Annotated in this window: 19 protein-coding genes; 10 read left to right on the plus strand and 9 right to left on the minus strand. The window is 68.1% G+C overall.

Going from position 1 to position 19,605, the window contains the following annotated elements:
* Position 1 precedes the first annotated feature (1 nt).
* The 6 genes from ACIA49_RS26860 (at position 2) to ACIA49_RS26885 (ending at position 5,486) form a co-directional block, all read left to right on the plus strand.
* A complete protein-coding gene (locus tag ACIA49_RS26860; RefSeq protein ID WP_396380092.1) occupies positions 2 to 1,291 on the plus strand; it encodes an ABC transporter substrate-binding protein in 1,290 nt (429 codons plus the stop codon).
* Between the two features lie 80 nt (positions 1,292 to 1,371).
* Positions 1,372 to 2,214 carry a carbohydrate ABC transporter permease gene (locus tag ACIA49_RS26865; RefSeq protein WP_396380305.1) on the plus strand — a complete coding sequence of 281 codons (843 nt, stop codon included), beginning with the start codon at positions 1,372 to 1,374 and terminating at the stop codon, positions 2,212 to 2,214.
* Entirely contained in the window at positions 2,211 to 3,035 is an 825-nt protein-coding gene (locus ACIA49_RS26870) for a carbohydrate ABC transporter permease (protein ID WP_396380093.1), read from the plus strand. The genes ACIA49_RS26865 and ACIA49_RS26870 overlap by 4 nt, the downstream gene beginning before the upstream one ends.
* Before the next feature lie 42 nt (positions 3,036 to 3,077).
* A complete protein-coding gene (locus tag ACIA49_RS26875; protein WP_396380094.1) occupies positions 3,078 to 3,272 on the plus strand; it encodes a hypothetical protein in 195 nt (64 codons plus the stop codon).
* 24 nt (positions 3,273 to 3,296) lie between these two features.
* Positions 3,297 to 4,646, plus strand: coding sequence for a flotillin family protein (locus ACIA49_RS26880; RefSeq protein WP_396380095.1), 1,350 nt, complete (start codon positions 3,297 to 3,299; stop codon positions 4,644 to 4,646).
* Between the two features lie 57 nt (positions 4,647 to 4,703).
* On the plus strand, positions 4,704 to 5,486 hold the full coding sequence (locus tag ACIA49_RS26885) for a peptidoglycan DD-metalloendopeptidase family protein (protein WP_396380096.1): 783 nt from the start codon (positions 4,704 to 4,706) through the stop codon (positions 5,484 to 5,486).
* A gap of 51 nt (positions 5,487 to 5,537) precedes the next feature.
* On the opposite strand, the gene ACIA49_RS26890 is transcribed toward ACIA49_RS26885, so the two are convergent.
* The 8 genes from ACIA49_RS26890 to ffh form a co-directional block, all read right to left on the minus strand.
* A complete protein-coding gene (locus ACIA49_RS26890) occupies positions 5,538 to 6,662 on the minus strand; it encodes a S1 family peptidase (RefSeq protein ID WP_396380097.1) in 1,125 nt (374 codons plus the stop codon).
* 96 nt (positions 6,663 to 6,758) lie between these two features.
* On the minus strand, positions 6,759 to 7,397 hold the full coding sequence (locus ACIA49_RS26895) for a LuxR C-terminal-related transcriptional regulator (RefSeq protein ID WP_396380098.1): 639 nt from the start codon (positions 7,395 to 7,397) through the stop codon (positions 6,759 to 6,761).
* Complete coding sequence (locus ACIA49_RS26900) at positions 7,388 to 8,503, minus strand: histidine kinase (RefSeq protein WP_396380099.1); 1,116 nt, start codon at positions 8,501 to 8,503, stop codon at positions 7,388 to 7,390. The genes ACIA49_RS26895 and ACIA49_RS26900 overlap by 10 nt, the downstream gene beginning before the upstream one ends.
* Positions 8,504 to 8,575: 72 nt before the next feature.
* A complete protein-coding gene (locus ACIA49_RS26905) occupies positions 8,576 to 9,928 on the minus strand; it encodes an N-acetylmuramoyl-L-alanine amidase (RefSeq protein WP_396380100.1) in 1,353 nt (450 codons plus the stop codon).
* A gap of 165 nt (positions 9,929 to 10,093) precedes the next feature.
* On the minus strand, positions 10,094 to 11,179 hold the full coding sequence (locus ACIA49_RS26910) for an amidohydrolase family protein (RefSeq protein WP_396380101.1): 1,086 nt from the start codon (positions 11,177 to 11,179) through the stop codon (positions 10,094 to 10,096).
* A gap of 24 nt (positions 11,180 to 11,203) precedes the next feature.
* Positions 11,204 to 12,337, minus strand: coding sequence for a lytic transglycosylase domain-containing protein (locus ACIA49_RS26915; RefSeq protein ID WP_396380102.1), 1,134 nt, complete (start codon positions 12,335 to 12,337; stop codon positions 11,204 to 11,206).
* A 207-nt stretch (positions 12,338 to 12,544) separates the two neighbouring features.
* Positions 12,545 to 13,843: a lytic transglycosylase domain-containing protein gene (locus ACIA49_RS26920; protein WP_396380103.1), complete on the minus strand. Its 1,299-nt coding sequence runs from the start codon at positions 13,841 to 13,843 to the stop codon at positions 12,545 to 12,547.
* 161 nt (positions 13,844 to 14,004) lie between these two features.
* On the minus strand, positions 14,005 to 15,558 hold the full coding sequence (ffh, locus tag ACIA49_RS26925; RefSeq protein ID WP_396380104.1) for a signal recognition particle protein: 1,554 nt from the start codon (positions 15,556 to 15,558) through the stop codon (positions 14,005 to 14,007).
* 227 nt (positions 15,559 to 15,785) lie between these two features.
* On the opposite strand from ffh, the gene ACIA49_RS26930 reads away from it, so the two are divergent.
* From ACIA49_RS26930 to ACIA49_RS26945, 4 genes are read left to right on the plus strand one after another with little or no spacing between them, the layout of a single operon-like run.
* Complete coding sequence (locus ACIA49_RS26930; protein ID WP_396380105.1) at positions 15,786 to 16,295, plus strand: hypothetical protein; 510 nt, start codon at positions 15,786 to 15,788, stop codon at positions 16,293 to 16,295.
* Positions 16,295 to 16,711, plus strand: a complete 417-nt coding sequence (locus ACIA49_RS26935) for a hypothetical protein (protein WP_396380106.1) — start codon at positions 16,295 to 16,297, stop codon at positions 16,709 to 16,711. Before ACIA49_RS26930 ends, ACIA49_RS26935 begins: the two co-directional genes overlap by 1 nt.
* A 2-nt stretch (positions 16,712 to 16,713) precedes the next feature.
* On the plus strand, positions 16,714 to 17,631 hold the full coding sequence (locus ACIA49_RS26940; RefSeq protein WP_396380107.1) for a hypothetical protein: 918 nt from the start codon (positions 16,714 to 16,716) through the stop codon (positions 17,629 to 17,631).
* A gap of 52 nt (positions 17,632 to 17,683) precedes the next feature.
* Positions 17,684 to 18,568 (plus strand): arginase family protein, encoded by an 885-nt coding sequence (locus tag ACIA49_RS26945; RefSeq protein ID WP_396380108.1) that lies wholly within the window; start codon positions 17,684 to 17,686, stop codon positions 18,566 to 18,568.
* Here the strand turns inward: ACIA49_RS26945 and ACIA49_RS26950 are convergent, their stop codons facing one another.
* The gene (locus ACIA49_RS26950; protein WP_396380109.1) at positions 18,569 to 19,600 is read right to left on the minus strand and encodes a DUF2332 domain-containing protein; all 1,032 of its coding nucleotides are present in this window, start codon (positions 19,598 to 19,600) and stop codon (positions 18,569 to 18,571) included.
* Positions 19,601 to 19,605 lie beyond the last annotated feature (5 nt).

Below are 19,605 nucleotides of genomic sequence, written 5' to 3' on the forward strand. Positions count from 1 at the left end.
AATGGATCTGTCACGTCGAACGCTGCTTGCTGGGGGCCTCGCAGCCGTGCTCGGCGGCACAGTCGTCGCCTGCTCGTCCGGAATGGACACCGGCTCGACCAAGAAGAACGCCACCGGCAACCTCGCATTGTGGTGCTGGCCGGGCGGTCTCGGCAAGTCGGTGCTGGACGACACCATCGCGCACTTCCCGGACCAGCACATCAAGTACTCCGAGGTGGGCGGCGACTTCAAGCAGAAGCTGCTGACCACCTTCAGCGGCGGGACGTCGATCCCCGACATCACCGGGATCAAGGGCGAGGACATCGCCTCGCTGCTGCCGCAGGCCAGCCGGTTCGTGGACCTGAAGACGATCGGTGCCGACGACGCGTTCCTCGGGCAGTACCTGGAGTGGAAGGTCAAGCAGGCCACGACGCTCGACGGCAAGGTGCTCGGCATCCCGATCGACATCGGCCCGACCGCGCTGTTCTACCGCGAGGACATCTTCACCGCCGGTGGGCTGCCGGGCGACCCGGCCAAGGTCGGCGACCAGATGAAGAGCTGGGACGACTTCCTGCAGGCCGGTGTCGAGCTGAAGGCGAAGAACCCGAAGGCGTTCATCGTCGCGGACGCCGTCGACATGTACGGCACGATCGTCAACCAGGGCACGGCTCGCTATATCGACAAGGACAACAAGTTCATCGGCGACCAGGACCACATCCGCAAGGCCTGGGACACCGCGGTGAAGGCGATCACGCTGAAGGTCGACGGCAAGACGCTCGGTGGTTCGAACGACTGGAACGCCGGCCTCGACCAGGGCACGGTGCCGACCGTCGTCGGCGCGGCCTGGGTCGCGCTGGACATCAAGGCGGCCGCGAAGACCAGCGTCGGCAAGTGGCGGGTGGCGCCGACGCCGGGCGGCCCGGCGAACTTCGGCGGCTCGTTCCTGGCGATCACCAAGAACGCGGCCGACCCGAAGGCCGCCTTCGAGGTGATCAAGTACATGCTGAGCGCGGACAACGAGGCGAAGGCGTTCGCCGACGCGCAGATCTTCCCGGCGACGCCGGCGGCGTACGACAAACCGCAGTTGAAGGCGGCGGACCCGTTCTTCGGTGGGCAGGTGCCGATCGAGGTGTTCGGTCCGGCGGCCAAGGACATCCCGATCGCCTACGAGGCACCGCTCGACGCGGCGATCGCCGTACCGTTCACCGACGCGCTGAAGCTGGTCCAGGTCGGTAAGAAGACCTCCGACGCGGCGTGGGCCGAGGCAGTGACGAAGGCCAAGCAGATCGGCAAACGTCAGGGCGTTCAGTGACTCTCACCGCCACAGCCAAAGCACCCCGTACGGCGAAGGTCCGCACCCGGCGCGGTGTCTGGTCGTACTGGCGGTTCTATCTGGCGCTGTCACCGTTCTACCTGCTCTTCCTGGTCTTCGGGCTCTATCCGATGGCGTCGACGATCCTGCTCGGCTTCCAGAAGTGGGACGGGTTCAGCGCCCGGCAATTCGTCGGGCTGCAGAACTTCGCCTTCCTGTTCGAGGACAGCACGTTCTGGCTGGCGCTGAAGAACACGGTCGTGCTGTTCTTCCTGTCGACGGTCCCGACGCTGGCGATCGCGCTCGTGCTGGCGGTGATGCTGAACTCGGCCGTCCGGTTCTCCAGCGTCTACCGGATCGCGTACTTCATCCCGAACATCACGTCGCTGGTGGCGGCCGCGATCTTCTTCGCGGCCGTCTTCAGCACGAACTTCGGACTGATCAACTCCGGCCTGCGCGCGCTCGGTATCGAGACCCAGGACTGGCTCGGGCAACCGTGGGGGATCAAGATCGCGGTCTCCACGATGATCGTGTGGCAGTGGGCCGGGTACAACACGATCATCTATCTGGCCGGGCTGCAGGCGATCCCGAAGGAACAGTACGAGGCGGCCAAGGTCGACGGCGCCGGCGCGGCCCGGACGTTCTTCTCGATCACGTTGCCGCAGCTGCGCCCCGTCGTACTGTTCACCGTCGTCACGTCCACCATCGGCGGCCTGCAGACGTTCACCGAACCGCAGGTGATGGTCGGCAACAGCGGCGGTGTCGGCCAGAGCGGCCTGACGATCGTCATGTACTTCTACCAGCAGGCCTTCCTGAACAACGACTACGGGTACGCCGCGGCCATTGCCCTGAGCATCTTCATGCTGGTGCTGCTGTTCACGGCGATCAACTGGAAGCTGATCGGCGGAAGGGGCAAGCAGTGAGGTGGCACTGGCGAGGCGTGACGCTGCACGTCGTCCTGGCGATCGCGGGAATCCTGAGTCTGTTCCCGTTCTACTGGACGCTCGTGATGGCGACGAACACCACCGCGGACATCTACCGGTACCCGCCGAAGTTCACCCTCGGTTCGCAGTTCGACGACAACGTCCGCGCCGTCCTGCACAACGTCGCGTTCTTCCAGTCGATGGGCAACACGGTGGTGGTCGCGGTCGCGACCACGCTGCTGGTGCTGTTCTTCGATTCGCTGGCCGCGTTCACGTTCGCGAAGTTCCGGTTCCCGGGCCGGAACGCGTTGTTCGTGATCCTGCTGGCGACGATGCTGCTGCCCGCGCAGCTGGGTGCCATCCCGCAGTTCCAGACGATGGCGGCGTTCGGCTGGGTCGGATCGCTGAAGGCGCTGATCATTCCGGCGGCGGCCAATGCCTTCGGCATCTTCTGGCTGCGGCAGTACTTCTCGAGCTCGATCCACGACGAACTGGTCGAGGCGGCGACGCTGGACGGATGCGGGTTCCTGGGCGTCTATCGACATGTGGCTTTGCCGTCCGCGCGGCCGGCGCTGGCATTCCTCGGCATCTTCACGTTCGTCGGTGCGTGGAACGACTATTTCTGGCCGCTGGTCGTGCTGACCAACCCCGACCACCTCACCCTGCAGGTCGCGCTGTCGTCGCTGAACCGGGCCCATGGGGTGGATTACTCGATGGTGATGACCGGGGCGCTGATGGCGATGGTCCCGCTGATCGTGGTCTTCATCGTCTTCGCGCGGCAGTTCATCAAGGGCGCCACCGAGGGGGCGGTCAGAGGCTAAGCTGCGGAACCAGGAGCAGCAGCGGTACGTCGGAGGGGCGTCATGGTTGGCAAGCGGGGACGCGTGATCGGGCGGATCGCACCAGGGATCGTCGGCGAAGTGATGCTGCCGATCCGTGGTGCCACCGAAGCCTTCTACGCTTACCCCGCGGTCGACGAAGAGATCGAGGTGGGCGCACAGGTCGTGGTCGTCGACTACGACCCGCCCCGCACGGTCTACGTCGCTCGCGCTGTCTGAATTCTCAGGTTCCCTGGAGGGGAAATGCTCTGGACGTACGTGATCATCGCCGCGGTGGCGCTGGTGGTCCTGCTCATCGTGTTCCGGATGGTCTGGCGGGTCGCCGAACCGAACGAGGCACTCATCATCTCCGGCCTCGGCGCGCACTCGAGCAACGAGCAGGTCAACGAGACGCTCGGGTTCAAGATCGTCGTCGGCCGCGGCACCGCTGTGCTGCCGGGCTTCCAGACGGTACGACGGCTGCCGCTGGACATCCGGGCCACGCCGCTGACCGTGACGTGCGTGTCGAGTCAGGGCATTCCGCTGCACATCAAGGGCGTCACGGCGTACAAGGTCGGTGACGACTACGGCTCGATCGCGAACGCGGCCCGGCGCTTCCTGGAGCAGAGCGACGAGCAGGTGATGAGCACGATCCACGAGCTGTTCGCGGGTCACCTGCGCGCGATCGTCGGTTCCACCACGGTCGAGGAGATGCTGCACGACCGCGAGACGCTGACCACGAACATCCGCGGCTCGCTGGCCGGGGACATGGAGAAGCTCGGTCTGGTGGTCGACTCGCTGCAGATCCAGGAGATCGACGACGAGTCCGGCTACATCCGCAACCTGGGTCGTCCGCAGGCCGCTGCCGTCGAGGCCGCGGCCCGGATCGCGCAGGCCGAGCGGGACAAGGAAGCCACCGAGCGCGAGCAGGTCGCCGCGGCGGCCAAGGCGGCCGCCGTACGGCAGAGCTCGATCGCGCAGGCCGGCTACCAGGCCGAGGTCGACCAGGCGAAGTCGAAGGCGCAGCAGTCCGGCCCGCTGGCCGAGGCGCTGGCCCGCCAGGAGGTTGTGGTCGCCGAGACCGAGACCGCCAAGCTGAACGCGTCGCTGGCCGAGAAGCAGCTGGAGTCGTCGGTGCTGAAGCCGGCCGACGCCGAGGCGTACCGCCAGCGCACGCTGGCCACCGCCGCCCGGGACGCGCAGATCGCGGCCGCCGAGGCGAACGCCCGTGAGGTCCAGCTGCGCGGTGAGGCGCAGGCGAAGGCAACCGAGCTGAACGGTAAGGCCGAGGCGGCCGCCGTCCAGGCGAAGGCGATGGCCGAGGCGGCCGGTATCAAGGCGCGCGCCGAGGCGCTGGCCACCAACACCGACGCGGTCGTTGCCCAGCAGCTGGCCGAGGCCTACCCGGAGATCGTCCGCGCCGCGGCGAGCTCGTTCGAGAAGGTCGGCAACATGGTCGTCCTGAACGGTGCCCAGGGCATCGAGGACACCCTGGTCAAGACCATCACGATGGGTGGCTCCGGCTTCGCGCTGGCCAAGCAGCTGATCGAATCCCTGGGCAGCAAGGGCGACGACGCCAAGCCCTTACCGCAAGCCCCGGCAGAAACGCTCTGATATTTTCTAACTAGACAGAGTCTTGCGTGGTTTTTTGTTCACCTCGACACTGCAGAAATGCCGCCCAGAAAACTGTTAGCAGTTCTCGCCGCGCTCCTGCTCGGTGCCGCCACCCTCGTGGTGGCGCCGACGCAGGCGCAGGCAGCGCCGAACTTCAAGGCCCCGTTCCCGTGTGGCCAACGCTGGACCTACAGTCACCACTCCGGTGAGGTCCGCCGCGCACTCGACTTCATCCGCTCCGACGGGGGCACCACGAACGGTACGCCGGTGCTCGCTTCCGCGGGTGGTACGGCGTACCGGTTCTCCCAGCCCGACGGAGCCGGCAACTACATCGCCATCGAGCACGGCGGCGGCTGGAAGACCTACTACTTCCACCTCTCCGCCTACTCGGTGGCCAACGGGCAAGCCGTCTCCCAGGGTCAGCAGATCGGGGTGACCGGGAGCACCGGCAACTCGACCGGCCCGCACATCCACTACGAGCAACTGCTCAACGGTGTCGGTCAGAACATCGTCATCAACGGCAGCGGGCTCGCCTACCCGGGCTCCTACGGCAGCTACAACCTGACCAGTGACAACGGTTGCTCCGGGCCCGGAAAGCCCTTCATGACCTGGGGTTCCGGGGTCAACGTCCGCTCCACACCGCGACTGAACGGCTCGGTCGTGGCCACGCTGTCCGGCCCGACCTCGGTCCGGGTGCTGTGCCAGGTCCAAGGCGACACCGTCAACGCCGAGGGTTACTCCAACAACTGGTGGGCAAAGTTGAACTCACCGGCCGGCTACATGACCAACATCTACATCGACGATCCGAACGCGAAGCTCCCCGGCGTACCGGTCTGCTGACCAGAGACCCCGGATCCCCTATTGCGCGGGGGATCCGGGGTCTCTGCCGGGTCAGGCGGTGTGCAGGGTCAGGCCGTAGGCCTGGAGAATCTCGTTGACCGGCTGGAACCAGGTCTCGCCGCCGCTGCTGCAGTTGCCCCAGCCGCCGGAGGTGACGCCCTGGGCCTGGTCACCGGTGATGAACGAGCCACCGGAGTCGCCGGGCTCGGCGCAGACGTTGGTCTTGGTCGCACCGTAGAACAGCTGACCGTTGCCGTAGTTCACGGTCTCGTTCTTGCCGGTCACGGTGCCGCAGTGCCAGTGCGAGGTCGAACCGCTGCGGCAGACCGAGGTGCCGATCGGCGCCTCCCACGAGCCGCGGACGAGCGAGTCGCTGGTCTGTCCCCAGCCGATGACGACGGGCACCGTCCACCAGCCGTAGCCGGTCGCGACAAAGCCATAGTCGTTGCCAGGGAAGGACCAGCCACGGAAATCACCCTGGTCCGAACCGTCCCAGCCGCGGACCCTTCCACCCCGACCACAGTGGCCGGCGGTGACATAACCGCCGTACACGGAGAAGCCGATCGAGCAGCGGATGTTGTCGACGTAGAACGGGTCGCCGCCGACGGTGCCGGCCGCGAACGTCTGCGGCGCCTGGGCCGCGACCTCGCGTACCGTCAGGGTGCCGGCCTTGGCGATCTTGGCCACGAACGCGTTGACGGCCTGGGATCGCTTACCTGCTTGAACATTGACCACGACGCTGCCTGTCTTGGCGTCGGTGGACCAGCCGCTGACCGCAGCCGGCACAGCCTTCCCGGCCAGCTTGTCGACGGCAGCCTTCTGCTTGTCCAGTACGGCGGCAGTCTTCGGTACGGCGATCGTGTCGACACCAGTCGCCTGTACGGCGGTCGCCCGGCTCGAACCGGCCAGCCCGATCACCAGCTTCTGCTTGGCGGCGTCGTACCAGGCACCGCCGAACTCCGTGCCGGCCGCCTTCTGAGCGGTCGGGAGCAGCTTGGCGGCGTCGGTCTCGGACTTCAGCCGAGCGTTCATCTGCTGCTCGGTCAGGCCGAAGTCCTTCTGCATCGCGGTCGCCTGACCAGCCACGGTCAACGGCTGATCATTGCCTGCAGCAACAGCTTGGGCCGGGACGCCGAGGGCACCGGCGACAAGCACAGCGGCAACTAGAACCTTCATGGATCTCTCCCTCACCTAGGGGCGGGTCGGTGGGTGTGAGAGCGCTCTCTGGACTGAGAGTGGCCTACCGGGAACGGATCGTCAAGACCGCGCGGGTCAGAGTCCCAAGTAGGCCAGAACCGCCAGCACACGGCGATGTCCGGAATCGGACGCCGGCAGGTCCAGTTTGAGGAAAACGTTTCCAACGTGTTTGTGCACAGCACCTTCGGAGACCACGAGCTTCTCCGCGATCGCGGTATTGCCCAGTCCTTCGGCCATCAGGGCGAGCACTTCACGCTCGCGCGGGGTGAGCCGGTCGAGCGGATTGCTCTTCTTGACCATCAACTGGCTGACCACTTCCGGGTCGAGCACAGTGCCTCCGGCGGCCACTCGTCGTACCGCCTCGAGGAACTCGTCGACGCGGGAGACGCGATCCTTCAGCAGATAGCCGACACCTTCGGTGCCGGTCGCGAGCAGTTCGGCGGCGTAGATCTCCTCGACGTACTGGGAGAAGACCAGCACCGGGAGGCCGGGGCGGCCGGTGCGTGCCTTGATCGCGGCGCGCAGGCCCTCGTCGGTGAAGGTCGGTGGCAGCCGGACGTCGACGACCGCGATGTCCACCTCGTGCTCGGCCATCGCCTGCTCGAAACCGTCCACGTCGGCGGCGACCGCGGCGACCTCGAAACCCGAATTGCTCAGTAACAGGCTGAGCCCCTCGGCCAGGATCGGGTTGTCCTCAAGGATGATCACTCGCACGGAAGGATGACCTCGATCGTTGTGGGTCCGCCGATCGGGCTGCGTAGTTCCAGCTGGCCGTCGATCGCTTGTACCCGATGGAGCATGCCATGCAGGCCACTCCCCCGGCCCAGCAGGTCGGCCTGCTCGTTGATGCGCGCGCCACCGATTCCGTCGTCGGTGATCTCCAGGTAGAGCTCAGTACCGCGCCGCTCCATCAGGAGGTCGACCCGGCCGGCGGCCGAGTGCTTGGTGACGTTGGTGAGGGACTCCGCGACGACGAAGTACGCCGCGGCCTCAACGGGGGCCGGGACCTGGCCGAGCTCGCCCATCCGCAGGTCCACCGGCAGTGGGCAGCGGGCGGCGAGTGCGGCGATCGCACCGGCCAGACCGCGGTCCTGCAGGATCGGCGGGTACATGGTTCGCAGTACGCCGCGCAGCTCGTGCATGGCCTGCTCAGCGCCGTCCCGCGCATCGTCGAGCAGCTTGGCGGCCTTCTCCGGGTCGTCGGCCATCACCTGCTTGGCAACGCCAATCCGCATCGCCAGCGACACCAGCTGCGCCTGAGTGCCGTCATGCAGGTCCCGCTCGATCCGGCGCAGCTCTGCGCCGTGTGAGTCGACCGCACCGGCCCTGGTCCTGGTGAGCTCTTCCACCCGCTGGTTGAGCCGAGCTGCCTCGAGCTGGTCGGCCGTGGGCGACAGGTGGTTGAGCATTCCCTTGGCGTGGCCACGTGCCAGCGCGGGTAGCACCCAGCCCAGCAGGCCCAGCCCCAGCACGCTCTGCAGCGGCGTGAGCCAGAGGACGTCCCACCAGCTGTCGATCGGTACCCCGAGCGTGGTGAAGTTGCCCGGGTCGAACGACCACAGCAGTGCGTTCAGCAGAGCACTCGGTACGGCGAAGATCGCGAACACGACGAGGAAGAACTCCGGCACGATCGCCAGGACGCCCAGCGACAGCCAGAGACCCCGCCTGAACGACCGCTTCGTGCCGGGCGGCAGCTGCGGTACGTCGTCCCGGCCCAGGTACCGGCCCGCTCGGGTGAGCTCGCCGTTGGTCCGGAACGACCGCACCAGCAGGTACTTACTTGCTGATCCCCCGCGGCGCAGCCGCCGTGTCCACGTCATACCTCGATGATGCAGCACGGCGGCGGCCGGGTCGGTACAGCAGGCTCTACTCTTCGTGCTCCAGCCCACTGCCTAACAGACGGGAACTCCCGGCAGTTTCGGGTTCGGGTCGGAGATGTAGATGTTGGTCATGTAGCCGCCCTGGTCGCGGAGCTTGGCCCACCAGTTGTTGGTGGTCCCCTCGGCCGTGACGGTGTCGCCCTGGACCTGGCAGGTGACGAAGACCTGCGTCGGGCCGGGGAGCTCGGTCAGGATGGTGCCGTTCAGGCGGGGCGTCGCCCGGACCCGGACACCGCTGCCGTAGGTGGTGAAGTTGTACGTCGGCGGGTTCGGGTCGCCGCCGTTCACCAGCTGCATGTAGTAGGTCCAGTTCCAGTTCGGACCGGGGTCGGTGTGCGTCTGGTTCGGCAGCTCGCTGTGACCCATGATGTGGGCCCGGTCCTTCGGGATACCGCGCCGGTCGGCGATGTTGCGGGTCAGCGCGGCCGACGAGCGGTACATCGCGTCGGTGAACCACGACGGCTGGTCGACGTAGCCCTCGTGCTCGATGCCGATCGTGTAGCCGTTCTCGCTGCCCACGTGCCAGGCCTTGTCCTTCTCGGCGACCATCTGGGTGACCTGGCCGTCGGAGGAGCGGATCACGTAGTGCGCGCTGACCTGGGCCGCCGAGTTCTTGAACCAGCTGATGGTGCCGGCGTAGGAGCCCTGCGTGACGTGGATGATGATCTTGGTGATCGCCTGCGTCCGGCCGACCGTGTAGTTGCAGGTACAGGCCGGGTTCCAGATCGCGCCCGGGTAGTCGACGGCGTCGACCGACGACTCGGAGCGGGTGCCGAGCGGGGCCACCTTCGCGAACTTGCCGCGCTGCGGGGCGACCTGCTTGGGCGCGACCGTCACGCCGTCGGCGCGGACGCCGGCGCCGATGATCCGGTAGACCTCGTCGGTGTAGAGCCGGGCGGTCGGTGCGTCGGCCGAGTGCGAGTACTTCGCGACGACCTCGTACCAGCGGCCGGAGTCCTTGCGGGCATCGCCCTGCAGACCGGCGGCATCGGCGTACGAGTCGAGCACCGCGGCGGCGCCGTCGATGTTCGAGGGAGTGTCCTTGGCGAGCTTCTCGACCGGCAGGCCGGTCAGCTTGGCGGCCTCGGACATCGTGTGGTTCTCGTTGTTGCTGACCAGGTGCATGACGCCGTAGCCGTTGTCCTGGCTCGGCTCACCGTTGTGGCCGTCCAGGTGCGACTCCGCGTACCCGATGCCGACCAGCAGTTCACGCGGTACGTCGTACTTGGTCGCGGCGGACGTGAACGCGGCCGAGATGTCGATCGAGCCGGCCGGCTGGGTCGGCTCGACGGCGCTGCTCGGCAGGGCGCTCAGCGCCAGGGCGCCGGCGGCCGCCGCGGCCAGGAGGGCGGAGAGTCTGGGCACGGGTACTCGGGCGATTTTCCCCATGGGCGGTTCCTTCCCTTGGTCGGTCCGTCGAGGGGCGGTCGACGGTCCCGAATGCAAGCTAGCCGTCACGCTAGGCGAAAACCTTCCGTCAATGCCAGTAGTTGAGTGAACTTTTTCCCGTCACCGCGTGAATTCGCCTCGTTACGCGATTCTGCCACGCAGGACGATCACCTTCGGGTGCGACAGGACGGCGGGGTTCACGCGCGGGTCCTCCTCGTAGACGACCAGATCGGCCGGATCCCCCGGCTGCAGCGTGCTCGGTACGCCGAGCCACTCGCGCGCCGCCCACGATCCGGCGGCCAGCGCCTGCTCCCCCGACATCCCGATCCCGGTCAGCGCCTGGATCTCACTCGCGATCAGGCCGTGCCCGAGGACGCCGCCCGCGTCGGTTCCGGCGTACACCGGCACTCCGGCCTCGAACGCGTCCCGGAGCCGGTACAGCCGACGCTCGTACAGGTCGGTCATGTGCGCCGAGTAGAGCGGGAACTTGGCCGCGGCCTGATCGGCGTACTCCGGGAAGTTCTCCAGCTGGATCAACGTCGGTACGACGGCCACCCGGCGCTCGGCCATCAGCGCGAGCAGCTCGGGTTCGACACCGGTGCCGTGCTCGATGCAGTCGATCCCGGCGGCCAGCAGATCGGGCAGGGCGTGCTCACCGAAGACGTGCGCGGTGACCCGGGCGCCGAGCTCGTGGGCGCGGGCGATCGCCGCATTCAGCGCCTCGGCCGGCCAGCACGGGGTCAGGTCGCCGGCATCCCGGTCGATCCAGTCGCCGACCAGCTTCACCCAGCCATCGCTGCGGCGAGCCTCCTGCTCGACGTACGCAACCAGCTCCTCGGGCTCGATCTCCCAGCCGTAGTTGCGGATGTAGCGCTTCGAGCGGGCGATATGGCGACCGGCCCGGATGATCTTCGGCAGGTCCGGCCGGTCGTCGATCCAGCGGGTGTCGGTCGGTGAGCCGGCATCCCGCACCAGCAGCGCCCCGGCATCCCGGTCGGCGATCGCCTGCTGCTCCGCGGTCGCCTCGTCGACCCCGCCGAAGGTGTCGAGGCCGATGTGACAGTGCGCGTCGACCAGGCCGGGGATGATCCAGCCGCCGGTGTGGACGGTCGTCACGTCAGCAGTGGCGGGCCGGTCGACGACCAGCCCGCCACTGAGGTGAAGCTCCTGCTGCTCACCGGACGGCAACACCGTGCCGACGAGCCTGAGTACGCCGGATTCACTCATGGAGTGACCGTATCCGGCCGGGGATCACCCGTGCGAGCCCCCACCCGGCGTACACGTCGGGGTGGTCGGATCCGCCGAACACGGCGTCCCGCTCGGGGTCTCCGTCGGCGTCGGCGTGGGCGTCGGCGTCGGGGTCGGAGTGGGGGTCGGCGTCGGCGTGGGAGTCGGCGTCGGGGTGGGCGTCGGCTTCTGTGTCGGCGGCTTGGTCGGCTTCTGCGTCGGCGTCTTCGTCGGCTGCTCCACCGGGTCCGGCGTCGTCGTCGGCAGCGTCGGCTTCTTCGTCGGCGTCGGAGTCGGCGTCTTGGGGTCGTCCGGCACGTCCGGGACCTGGCGCGGGTCGACCTTGCGCTCGGCGTTACCGGTCGGCTTCGGGACCGACAGCAGACCCGTCTGGTTCGGGACCAGGACGGCGTTCTTGCTGTAGACGCGCATCCACTTCAGCACCGTGGCGACGAAGTCCTTGGAGTGCTGGTAGCGCAGCAGGGACTCGACCAGGTCGCGCGGTCGCTTCAGGTCGGCGCCCTCGGCGCAGAGATAGACGGCCACCGTGGTCACCGCGTCGTACACGTTGTTGGGGTTGCGGAAGCCGTCGCCGTTGCCGTCGGCACCGTAGTCGGCCCAGACCTGCGGGATGATCTGCATCGGGCCGACGGCCCGGTCCCAGACCAGGTCGCTGTCGAACTTGCCCTTGTCGCTGTCGGGGATCTTGCCGTTGCCGTTCTTGCCGTTCAGCACCGGGCCGAAGATCTTGCCGCGGGTGGTGCCGGCCACGTCGACCCGGCCGCCACTGGCGTGGTCGGACTCGACCTTGCCGATCCCGGCCAGCAACGGCCAGGTGAGACCACAGTACGGCCGGACCACGGCGAGATTCGCGGTGGCGCGGCGGTAGGCGGGGAAGACCCCGCGCGGGATGCCGTTGACGGCCCCCGGACGCCCGGGACGGACCACCGAGCGGCCGTCGGTGGCCCCTTGGACGGGCACGTCGGCACGGGCGGGCTTGTCGGATCCGAGCCGGCCGTCCACTCCGGGACGCTGCGGCACGATCATCGTCAGTTCGTCGAACTCACCGCTGTTCAGGCCGGCCCCAGGCTGAGGAGCAACCGGACTGTCCGTCGCGAGCTGGCCGGAGGCACCGGCCCCACCCGAAGCCACTGTCACGATCGCCCCGACCAGGAGCGGAACTGTACACAGTGACGCGATGATTATTTTGACCCGACGGTTTCCACTACGGGTTAGGCGCATAGTCGGCTCAACGACCGATAGGCCGAAAAGTTACCTCAAGACGACGCAAAGTTATCCGCTCACCCCTTGACCTGATCGAACAGCACGAAATCGTGCAGAACAAGGGGTTTCCGGGCCCGTCCGCTACTTCGGCTGCGGTGCCACCTGCTCGGTCTGACCGGCCGGGCTCGGGGTCGGCGTGGTGCAGGGCGACGGGGTCGTCGTCGGGTCGTCGGCCTGTGCCTGCTGCCCACCGGACGGAGTATCACTCGGCGTCGTCGACGGCGTGTCCGGGCTCTCCGGGGTCGACGTCGGCGGCGTGGTCGGCGGCGTCGGGGTGCAGACCGGCGGAGTGGGGGTCGTCGGAGGCGTCGGCGTGTGCTTGGTCGGCGGCGGCGTGTACGGCGGCTTCGGCGTCTTGGTGGGCGTCGGAGTCGGGGTCGGCTTCGTCGTCGGCGGCTTCGTGGTCGGCGTCGTCGTCGGCGTCTTCGGCGGCGTCGGGGTGACCGTCGGAGTCGGGGTCGGCGTCGGGCTCGTGGTGCTGTTCCGCGTCGGGTTGTTGACGTTGCCGTTGTCATCCGGCGGGGTGACCACACCTGGGGTGTCCGGAACCTTCACGGTCGTCTTGCTGTACGACTGCATCCAGCGCAGCACCGTGGAGACGTAGTCCATCGAGTGGTTGTAGCGCAGCACCGACTGGACCAGCCCCTGCGCGTCGGCCAGGTTGGCACCGCCCGAGCAGAGGTAGTCACCGGCGGCCCGGGCCGCGTCGTACACGTTGTGCGGGTTCTTGACACCGTCGCCGTTCCCGTCGGCGCCGAAGGACTTCCAGGTGCCCGGGATGAACTGCATCGGGCCGACCGCCCGGTCCCACTGCTTGTCGTCGTCCCACTGGCCCTGGTCGGTGTCGGAGATCGCGGCCATGCCCGGGCCACCGTTCAGCACCGGACCGAGGATCTTGCCGCGGGTGTCGCCGTTGGCCTCGACCTTGCCGCCGTTCGCGTGGTCGGACTCGACCTTGCCGATGCCGGCCAGCAGCGGCCAGGTCATGTGGCAGTTCGGCGTCGCGGCGGCCAGGTCGGTCGCGACCTTCTGGTACGCCGCCAGCACGGTGCCGGGAATGCCGGAGGTGTCACCGGAGACGCCGGGGATCGGCGGGACGTTGCCGTCCGTACTCCCGGTGACCGGGACCGAGACCGTCGACTTCTCCTGGGTCGGCAGGCTGCCGTCGGCCCCGGGCTGGCTCGGGACGTCGTTCACCAGGTCGTCGAAGACCGAGTCCGGCCGCGGGGCGGCCAGGGCGTGCGCGTCCACGATGAACGTGTTCGACGTGACACCGCCGATCACGAACACGGCGACCATGGCCGTCGGCGGAGCCAAGCACACCCAGGTAGCGGTGAGCTTGCCCCGCCACGTGTCCAGGTTCTTGAACTGCTGCCTCATCCGATCCGTCCTTCGACGTTTCCGCAGTTTCAGCTTTCTCCGGGCGTAGGGTCGATCTTAGCGGGCCCGGGATCATCGACAACGGGTAACGGGGTGTCACTTCGTGCAGTGACCAGTTGTCCGATCGGGCAGGATCGGCGTCCGGTCACCCGCGGTCACCGTTACTGGCCGCCGAGCATCTTCTTCAGGTCGTCGGGGAGCTCGAAATCGCCGCCGTTCTGGCCGCCGCCGAACGCGGCCGGCAGCTGACCGGGCTGCGGCGCCTGCGGCTGGGCCGGGGCGCCGGAGCGCTTGGCCGGGTTGCCCGAGCCGCGCTTCTTGCCCTTCTTGGCCTGCTGCTGCTTTGCCTTGCGCGCGCCGCCACCCGGCATCCCCGGCATCCCGGGCATCCCCGGGATGCCCTTGCCGGAGGCCATCGCGGACATCATCTTGCGGGCCTCGAAGAAGCGCTCGACCAGTCCGCTGACGGTGGCGACCTCGGTCCCCGACCCCTTCGCGATCCGCGCCCGGCGGGAGCCGTTGATGATGTTCGGGTCGGTCCGCTCGGCCGGGGTCATCGAGTGGATGACGGCCTCGATCCGGTCGATCTCGCGCTCGTCGAAATTCTCCAGCTGGTCCTTGAACTGGCTGGCGCCGGGCAGCATGCCGAAGATCTTGGTCAGCGGGCCCATCTTGCGCACCGACTGCATCTGGGCGAGGAAGTCGTCCAGCGTGAAGTCCTTGCCGCCGCGCTTCTGCAGCTTGGCGGCCGTCTTCGCGGCTTCCTCGGCGTCGAAGGTCCGCTCGGCGGACTCGATCAGGCTCATCACGTCGCCCATGCCGAGGATGCGCGAGGCCATCCGGTCGGGGTGGAAGACGTCGAAGTCCTCGAGCTTCTCGCCGTTGCTGGCGAACATCACCTGCCGGCCGGTCACCTGCGCGATCGACAGCGCGGCACCACCGCGGGCGTCACCGTCCAGCTTGGACAGCACCACGCCGTCGAAGCCGACACCGTCGAGGAAGGCCTGCGCGGTGACGACCGCGTCCTGACCGATCATCGCGTCGACGACGAACAGGATCTCGTCGGGGTTGACCGCGTCGCGGATGTCCGCGGCCTGCTTCATCAGCTCCTCGTCGACACCCAGCCGGCCGGCCGTGTCGACGATCACCACGCTGTGCTGCTTGGCCCGCGCCTCGTCCATCGCCTTCCGGGCCACGGCCACCGGATCGCCGACACCGTTACCCGGCTCGGGCGCGAACACCGGTACGCCGGCCCGCTCACCGACCACCTGGAGCTGGGTGACCGCGTTCGGCCGCTGCAGGTCGGCCGCGACCAGGATCGGCGTCTGGTGCTGCGTCTCCTTCAGCCACTTGGCCAGCTTGCCGGCCAGCGTCGTCTTACCCGCGCCCTGCAGACCCGCCAGCATGATCACCGTCGGCGGCCGCTTGGCCATCCGCAGCTCACGGGTCTCCCCGCCGAGGATGCCGACAAGCTCCTCGTTCACGATCTTGATCACCTGCTGCGCCGGGTTCAGTCCCCCGCGCACCTCGGCCCCGCTGGCCCGCTCCCGGATCTTCGCGATGAACTCGCGCACCACCGGCAGCGCGACATCCGCCTCCAGCAACGCGATCCGGATCTCCCGCGTGGTCGCCTCGATATCGGCGTCGGTCAGCTTGCCCTTGCCGCGCAGATTCTTGAACGCAGCGGACAACCGATCGGAAAGCGTGTCGAACACGGGAAAGTCCATCCTCTAGCGAGCACCGAACAACTCCCAGAGTCTACCGGCCACCCGACGCTGTCCCACCGCCCGACCTTGAGCACCGTTCAGTCAACCGAACCGCCGTTCGGTGGTTCGGTCATTTGTGCGGCGCTTCGGTGGTTGACCCGTGCACAAAGTGCGGTGACCCCGGGGCTGTGGATAACCCTGGGCCTGGTGGGACGGGTTCGGGCTAGCGTTCTGCCATGGACCTCGACGACTTCCGCTCCCTCCGGTCCGCACGGCTGCTCCTGCTGATGCGGCAGCTGACCGATGCCTACGTGACGGCGTCCGAGGACCTCTATGCCTTGGTCCCCGACCTGCCCGAGGCGGATCGCGCCGACGCGGTCGACCAGATCGAGCGCCTCGGCGACCACCTCGGGTTCCTCACCACGCGCACGACCCGGGCCGAGCAGCTCGCCAGTCAAGCAGTCGGTGACGCCCTTGTCGGCCGCCGTGGCATCGCCGACAAACTCGCCGGCATCACCGCCGCCTGCAGCTACGTCTGGGCCCTCGCCGACGAGCTGGAGCGCGAAGGAAAATCCGACGAATCCAGCCGGGTCCGCTGGAAGACCCGCCCCCTCGACTGCACCTCCCGCGACCTCGAAGACCCGACCGTCCCCTGGGCCGACCACAACGCCACCCACTACGAGCCCACCATCCAAGAGAGCCTCGAAGGCCGCCTCTGGATGGACCTCCCCGAAGGGCGTCACTGATGGACATCGCCAAGATCAACTCGCTGTTCACCCAGGCCCGCCACGAACAACGCCTTCACCCCGCGTACGACGTACGCCCCACGCAGCACGAGATCCGCACCCTGGTCGCCGGCGAACCTGACTCCGAGGACAAAGCCTGGGCCCTCCGCCTGGCCGACAACCTCGCCACCCCGCTCCCGCCCGCCAGAGAGTGGAGCCCCCTGTACGACGAAGCCGCCGCCATCGCGAGTGAGCTGGCGCCGGTCGACGAGCCCGTGGCTGAACAGGTCGCGGCCCTGCAAAGCGCGTGTGAGCGGATCTGGGCGATCGCCGATCGCGCCGCTCCTGAGGAGGAGGTCCACATCCGGGCGCTGGCGTCGCCGCTCGAGCGGATCCAGGACTACCTTCAGCCACCGACCTTCGGCTCCGGTGACTGACCATGGCCCGGTATGAGCTGATCCCGCCAGACTCCCGGGTCCACCAGGAGTTCACGCGGCTGCATCGGCTCGCCCAGCAGCAACGGCCGGGCAGTGGTGGTCGGTGGAACGGTGAGCTGTACGCACTCCACGACGGCGGGTCGGCACAACTGAACTCCCGCACGGGCGCCATCGCCTTGTCCGCAAACCGTGTCCTGCCGTACCTGGGGCAACAGGTCCCGCCGAACCAGCACGACCACCAGGCAGCCGCCCTGCGGACGGTCCTGGAGATGTCGACGCACGCGGGCATGTCGGTAGCGCCGGGGGCTTCTCCGCATTCCCACAGCCTGGCAGCGGGAATCGGCGAGGTTCGTGTGGCGACCGACTTCGAAGCTTTCGCCAACCGGGCTGGATATCCGCAGCTGACCCTGCCTACATCCGAGCCATCAGGCGTCCACGCGGCTGCCGACAGTCTGTTGACGCAGGCGTCTGGGCTTACTAGTGGGCGGGACGAGTTGTTGAGTGAGTTGGTGGCTACGCCGGTCGGGGAGCAGTTCGATCGGTTGGCCAATGGGGTGGTGCGGAATCGGTTGCGGGAGGAGGTTCCGTACGGGCGCCAGGAGGCGGCTCGGGCTCGGTTGGTGGAGCCGATGCTGCATGAAGCGTGGCCGAGGCTGCCGACTCACGACGCAGCCGCCGGGCAGCAGGTGGCCGACGAGATCCGCACCAGCCTGAACTCCACCGTCGAGGAGCTCCGTCACGAACACCACCCCGCCAGTACGGCGCAGGCTCCGACCGGTACGTCGATGGACGGGCAGCTGCGGTTTCTCGCGGGACAAGCGAGCCCGGCGCGCGCGACGTCGTACCGGCCTGAGCTCGGCGACGGGGCGCGCGGGCGCGGCGGTCCGAAGACCCAGGCGGTGGAGCGTGGCCTGGAGTAGGCGCTACGATCTCCTAACCGAAAGATCGATCATGACCGGTTAGGGAGGGATTGTGGGGCGGAGTCGGGTGGTGGTGGACGGGCCTTCGAACCTGGGCTTGCGGCCACCGGCGGAAGGGACCGTGCCGGGCTGCTACAAGCTCGCGGGCGCGTTGCGGGATCAGGGGATCGTCCAGCGGATCGGTGCGACCGATGCGGGCTGCGTGGTGCCGCCGCGCTACGACCGCGGCGACTGGAAGCCCGGCGACGGCGTCTTCAACGCCGAGGCCATGGCGTCGTACAGCGTGCGATTGGCGGATCGCGTGGGCGCACTACTGGACGACCAGAAGTTCGTGGTCCTGCTGGGCGGGGAGTGCAGCAACCTGCTCGGACCGGCTCTGGCGCTCAAGAGGCGAGGCCGGTACGGCGTCGTCTACCTGGACGGGCATTCGGACATGAGGACCGTCGACAACGACGAGTACGTCGGCGCTGCGGGCGGTGAGGCGTTGGCGCTCGTGACCGGGCGTGGGCAGGACGACCTGACCGACCTGGAGGGGCTGAAGCCCTACGTGCGCGACACGGATGCCGTGATGCTGGGCTACCGCGAAGACGAGGCCTACCTGGACACGCTCAACCAAGCAGGCATCCCGCACTGGTCGGCGCTCGACGTCATTGCCGACGCCGCAGGCGCGGCCGCCGGGGTGCTCGACCATCTCCAAGGGCTCGACGGATTCTGGGTGCATCTCGACGTCGACATCCTGGATGCGGAGATCATGCCCGCGGTCGACAGCCCGAATCCGGGCGGCATCGACCACGCCCAGCTCCAGGCACTCCTCCGGCCGTTGCTGGCCGACGAGAAGTGCGTCGGGATCGACATCGGCATCTACGACCCCGACCTCGATCCCGACCAAACCTATGCGGCGGAGCTCACCGACAGCCTGGTAGCAGCACTCAGCTAGCTAGACGGCGTTCCAGACCAGCCCTTGGCCGTGATCCCCGATCCGCCCGAGCACCCGCCGTACGCCGCCCGGCCAGGTCTCCAGCTCGATCAGGAAGTCGCCACTCGCTGTCGTCGGCTCGAACCGCAGTCGTGCCAGCGGCGCCGACGCATCCGCCCGCTCTCCCAGCTCAGCCAGCTGCGCGTCCACCGCTGCGCGGTCCGCCTCGGTCAGGTACTGCCACATGATCGAGTGCCACAGCACCGTCACGTGGCCCGGTGACAGCTCCAGCCCGCGCACGAACGAGACCGCGTCCTCACGGCGTACGTCGGCCGGCACCTGCCGCGCGACCTCCAACGCACCGCGCAGCCGCACCAGCCGCTCGGACATGTCCGGCCACACGTACGACGTCAGCGTCCGAGCGCCCTCTGCCGACAGCGGGTTCACCGGCGCGATGTCGGATCCGACCCGCTCAGCGATCCGCAGCGTGACTGGCTCAAGCCTCCGCCCCGACCAGGCGTCCTCAATGACCACCGGGCTGTCGGTAGCGCCGTACGACTCACCATCCGCGAGGTAGTGGAAGTGATCCGCTCGCAGGTTGAGCCCAGCGCTCGCACCGATCTCGAACAACCGCACCGGCAGCGGGACTTCCTGCATCAACTGCAGCAGACCGCCGTAGAGCGCGGCCGCCCGCCGAACCTCGTTGGTCTGCGGCGGCTGCGTCAGCAACGCCCGCACCTCGGCGGACCGGGACTGCAGCACCTGCTCGAACGCCTCCCACCCGAGCACGGGGTCCCACTCCCCACCAACGCTCGGATAGAAGACCGCCAGCTCAGGCACCTCCCCCGCCAGCACCAGACCGTGTACGGCGCCCAGCAACCGCAGCCCGATCACCGCCCCGGGCGGCGGGTCCTCATACCCAGCCAGTACGTCGGCAGCCACGCCACCGACCTCGTAGTTGTCCACGAGCCGCCGCAGGATGTCGGCGTACATCGGGGACCCGAGGTCTTCGCACCGGACGGCCTGACGCTGAAGAGACCCTAGGAGACGCACAGCAC

This window comes from Kribbella sp. NPDC051587 (assembly GCF_044453945.1).
Taxonomy (GTDB): Bacteria; Actinomycetota; Actinomycetes; order Propionibacteriales; family Kribbellaceae; genus Kribbella.

What these genes read in the sequence shown, in the direction of transcription:
- ACIA49_RS26860 (WP_396380092.1), top strand. Translation starts at nt 2, where the DNA reads ATGGATCTGTCACGTCGAACGCTGCTTGCTGGGGGCCTCGCAGCCGTG.
- ACIA49_RS26875 (WP_396380094.1), top strand. Translation starts at nt 3,078, where the DNA reads ATGGTTGGCAAGCGGGGACGCGTGATCGGGCGGATCGCACCAGGGATC.
- ACIA49_RS26880 (WP_396380095.1), top strand. Translation starts at nt 3,297, where the DNA reads ATGCTCTGGACGTACGTGATCATCGCCGCGGTGGCGCTGGTGGTCCTG.
- ACIA49_RS26885 (WP_396380096.1), top strand. Translation starts at nt 4,704, where the DNA reads ATGCCGCCCAGAAAACTGTTAGCAGTTCTCGCCGCGCTCCTGCTCGGT.
- ACIA49_RS26890 (WP_396380097.1), bottom strand. Translation starts at nt 6,662, where the DNA reads ATGAAGGTTCTAGTTGCCGCTGTGCTTGTCGCCGGTGCCCTCGGCGTC.
- ACIA49_RS26900 (WP_396380099.1), bottom strand. Translation starts at nt 8,503, where the DNA reads ATGACGTGGACACGGCGGCTGCGCCGCGGGGGATCAGCAAGTAAGTAC.
- ACIA49_RS26910 (WP_396380101.1), bottom strand. Translation starts at nt 11,179, where the DNA reads ATGAGTGAATCCGGCGTACTCAGGCTCGTCGGCACGGTGTTGCCGTCC.
- ACIA49_RS26920 (WP_396380103.1), bottom strand. Translation starts at nt 13,843, where the DNA reads ATGAGGCAGCAGTTCAAGAACCTGGACACGTGGCGGGGCAAGCTCACC.
- ACIA49_RS26930 (WP_396380105.1), top strand. Translation starts at nt 15,786, where the DNA reads ATGGACCTCGACGACTTCCGCTCCCTCCGGTCCGCACGGCTGCTCCTG.
- ACIA49_RS26935 (WP_396380106.1), top strand. Translation starts at nt 16,295, where the DNA reads ATGGACATCGCCAAGATCAACTCGCTGTTCACCCAGGCCCGCCACGAA.
- ACIA49_RS26940 (WP_396380107.1), top strand. Translation starts at nt 16,714, where the DNA reads ATGGCCCGGTATGAGCTGATCCCGCCAGACTCCCGGGTCCACCAGGAG.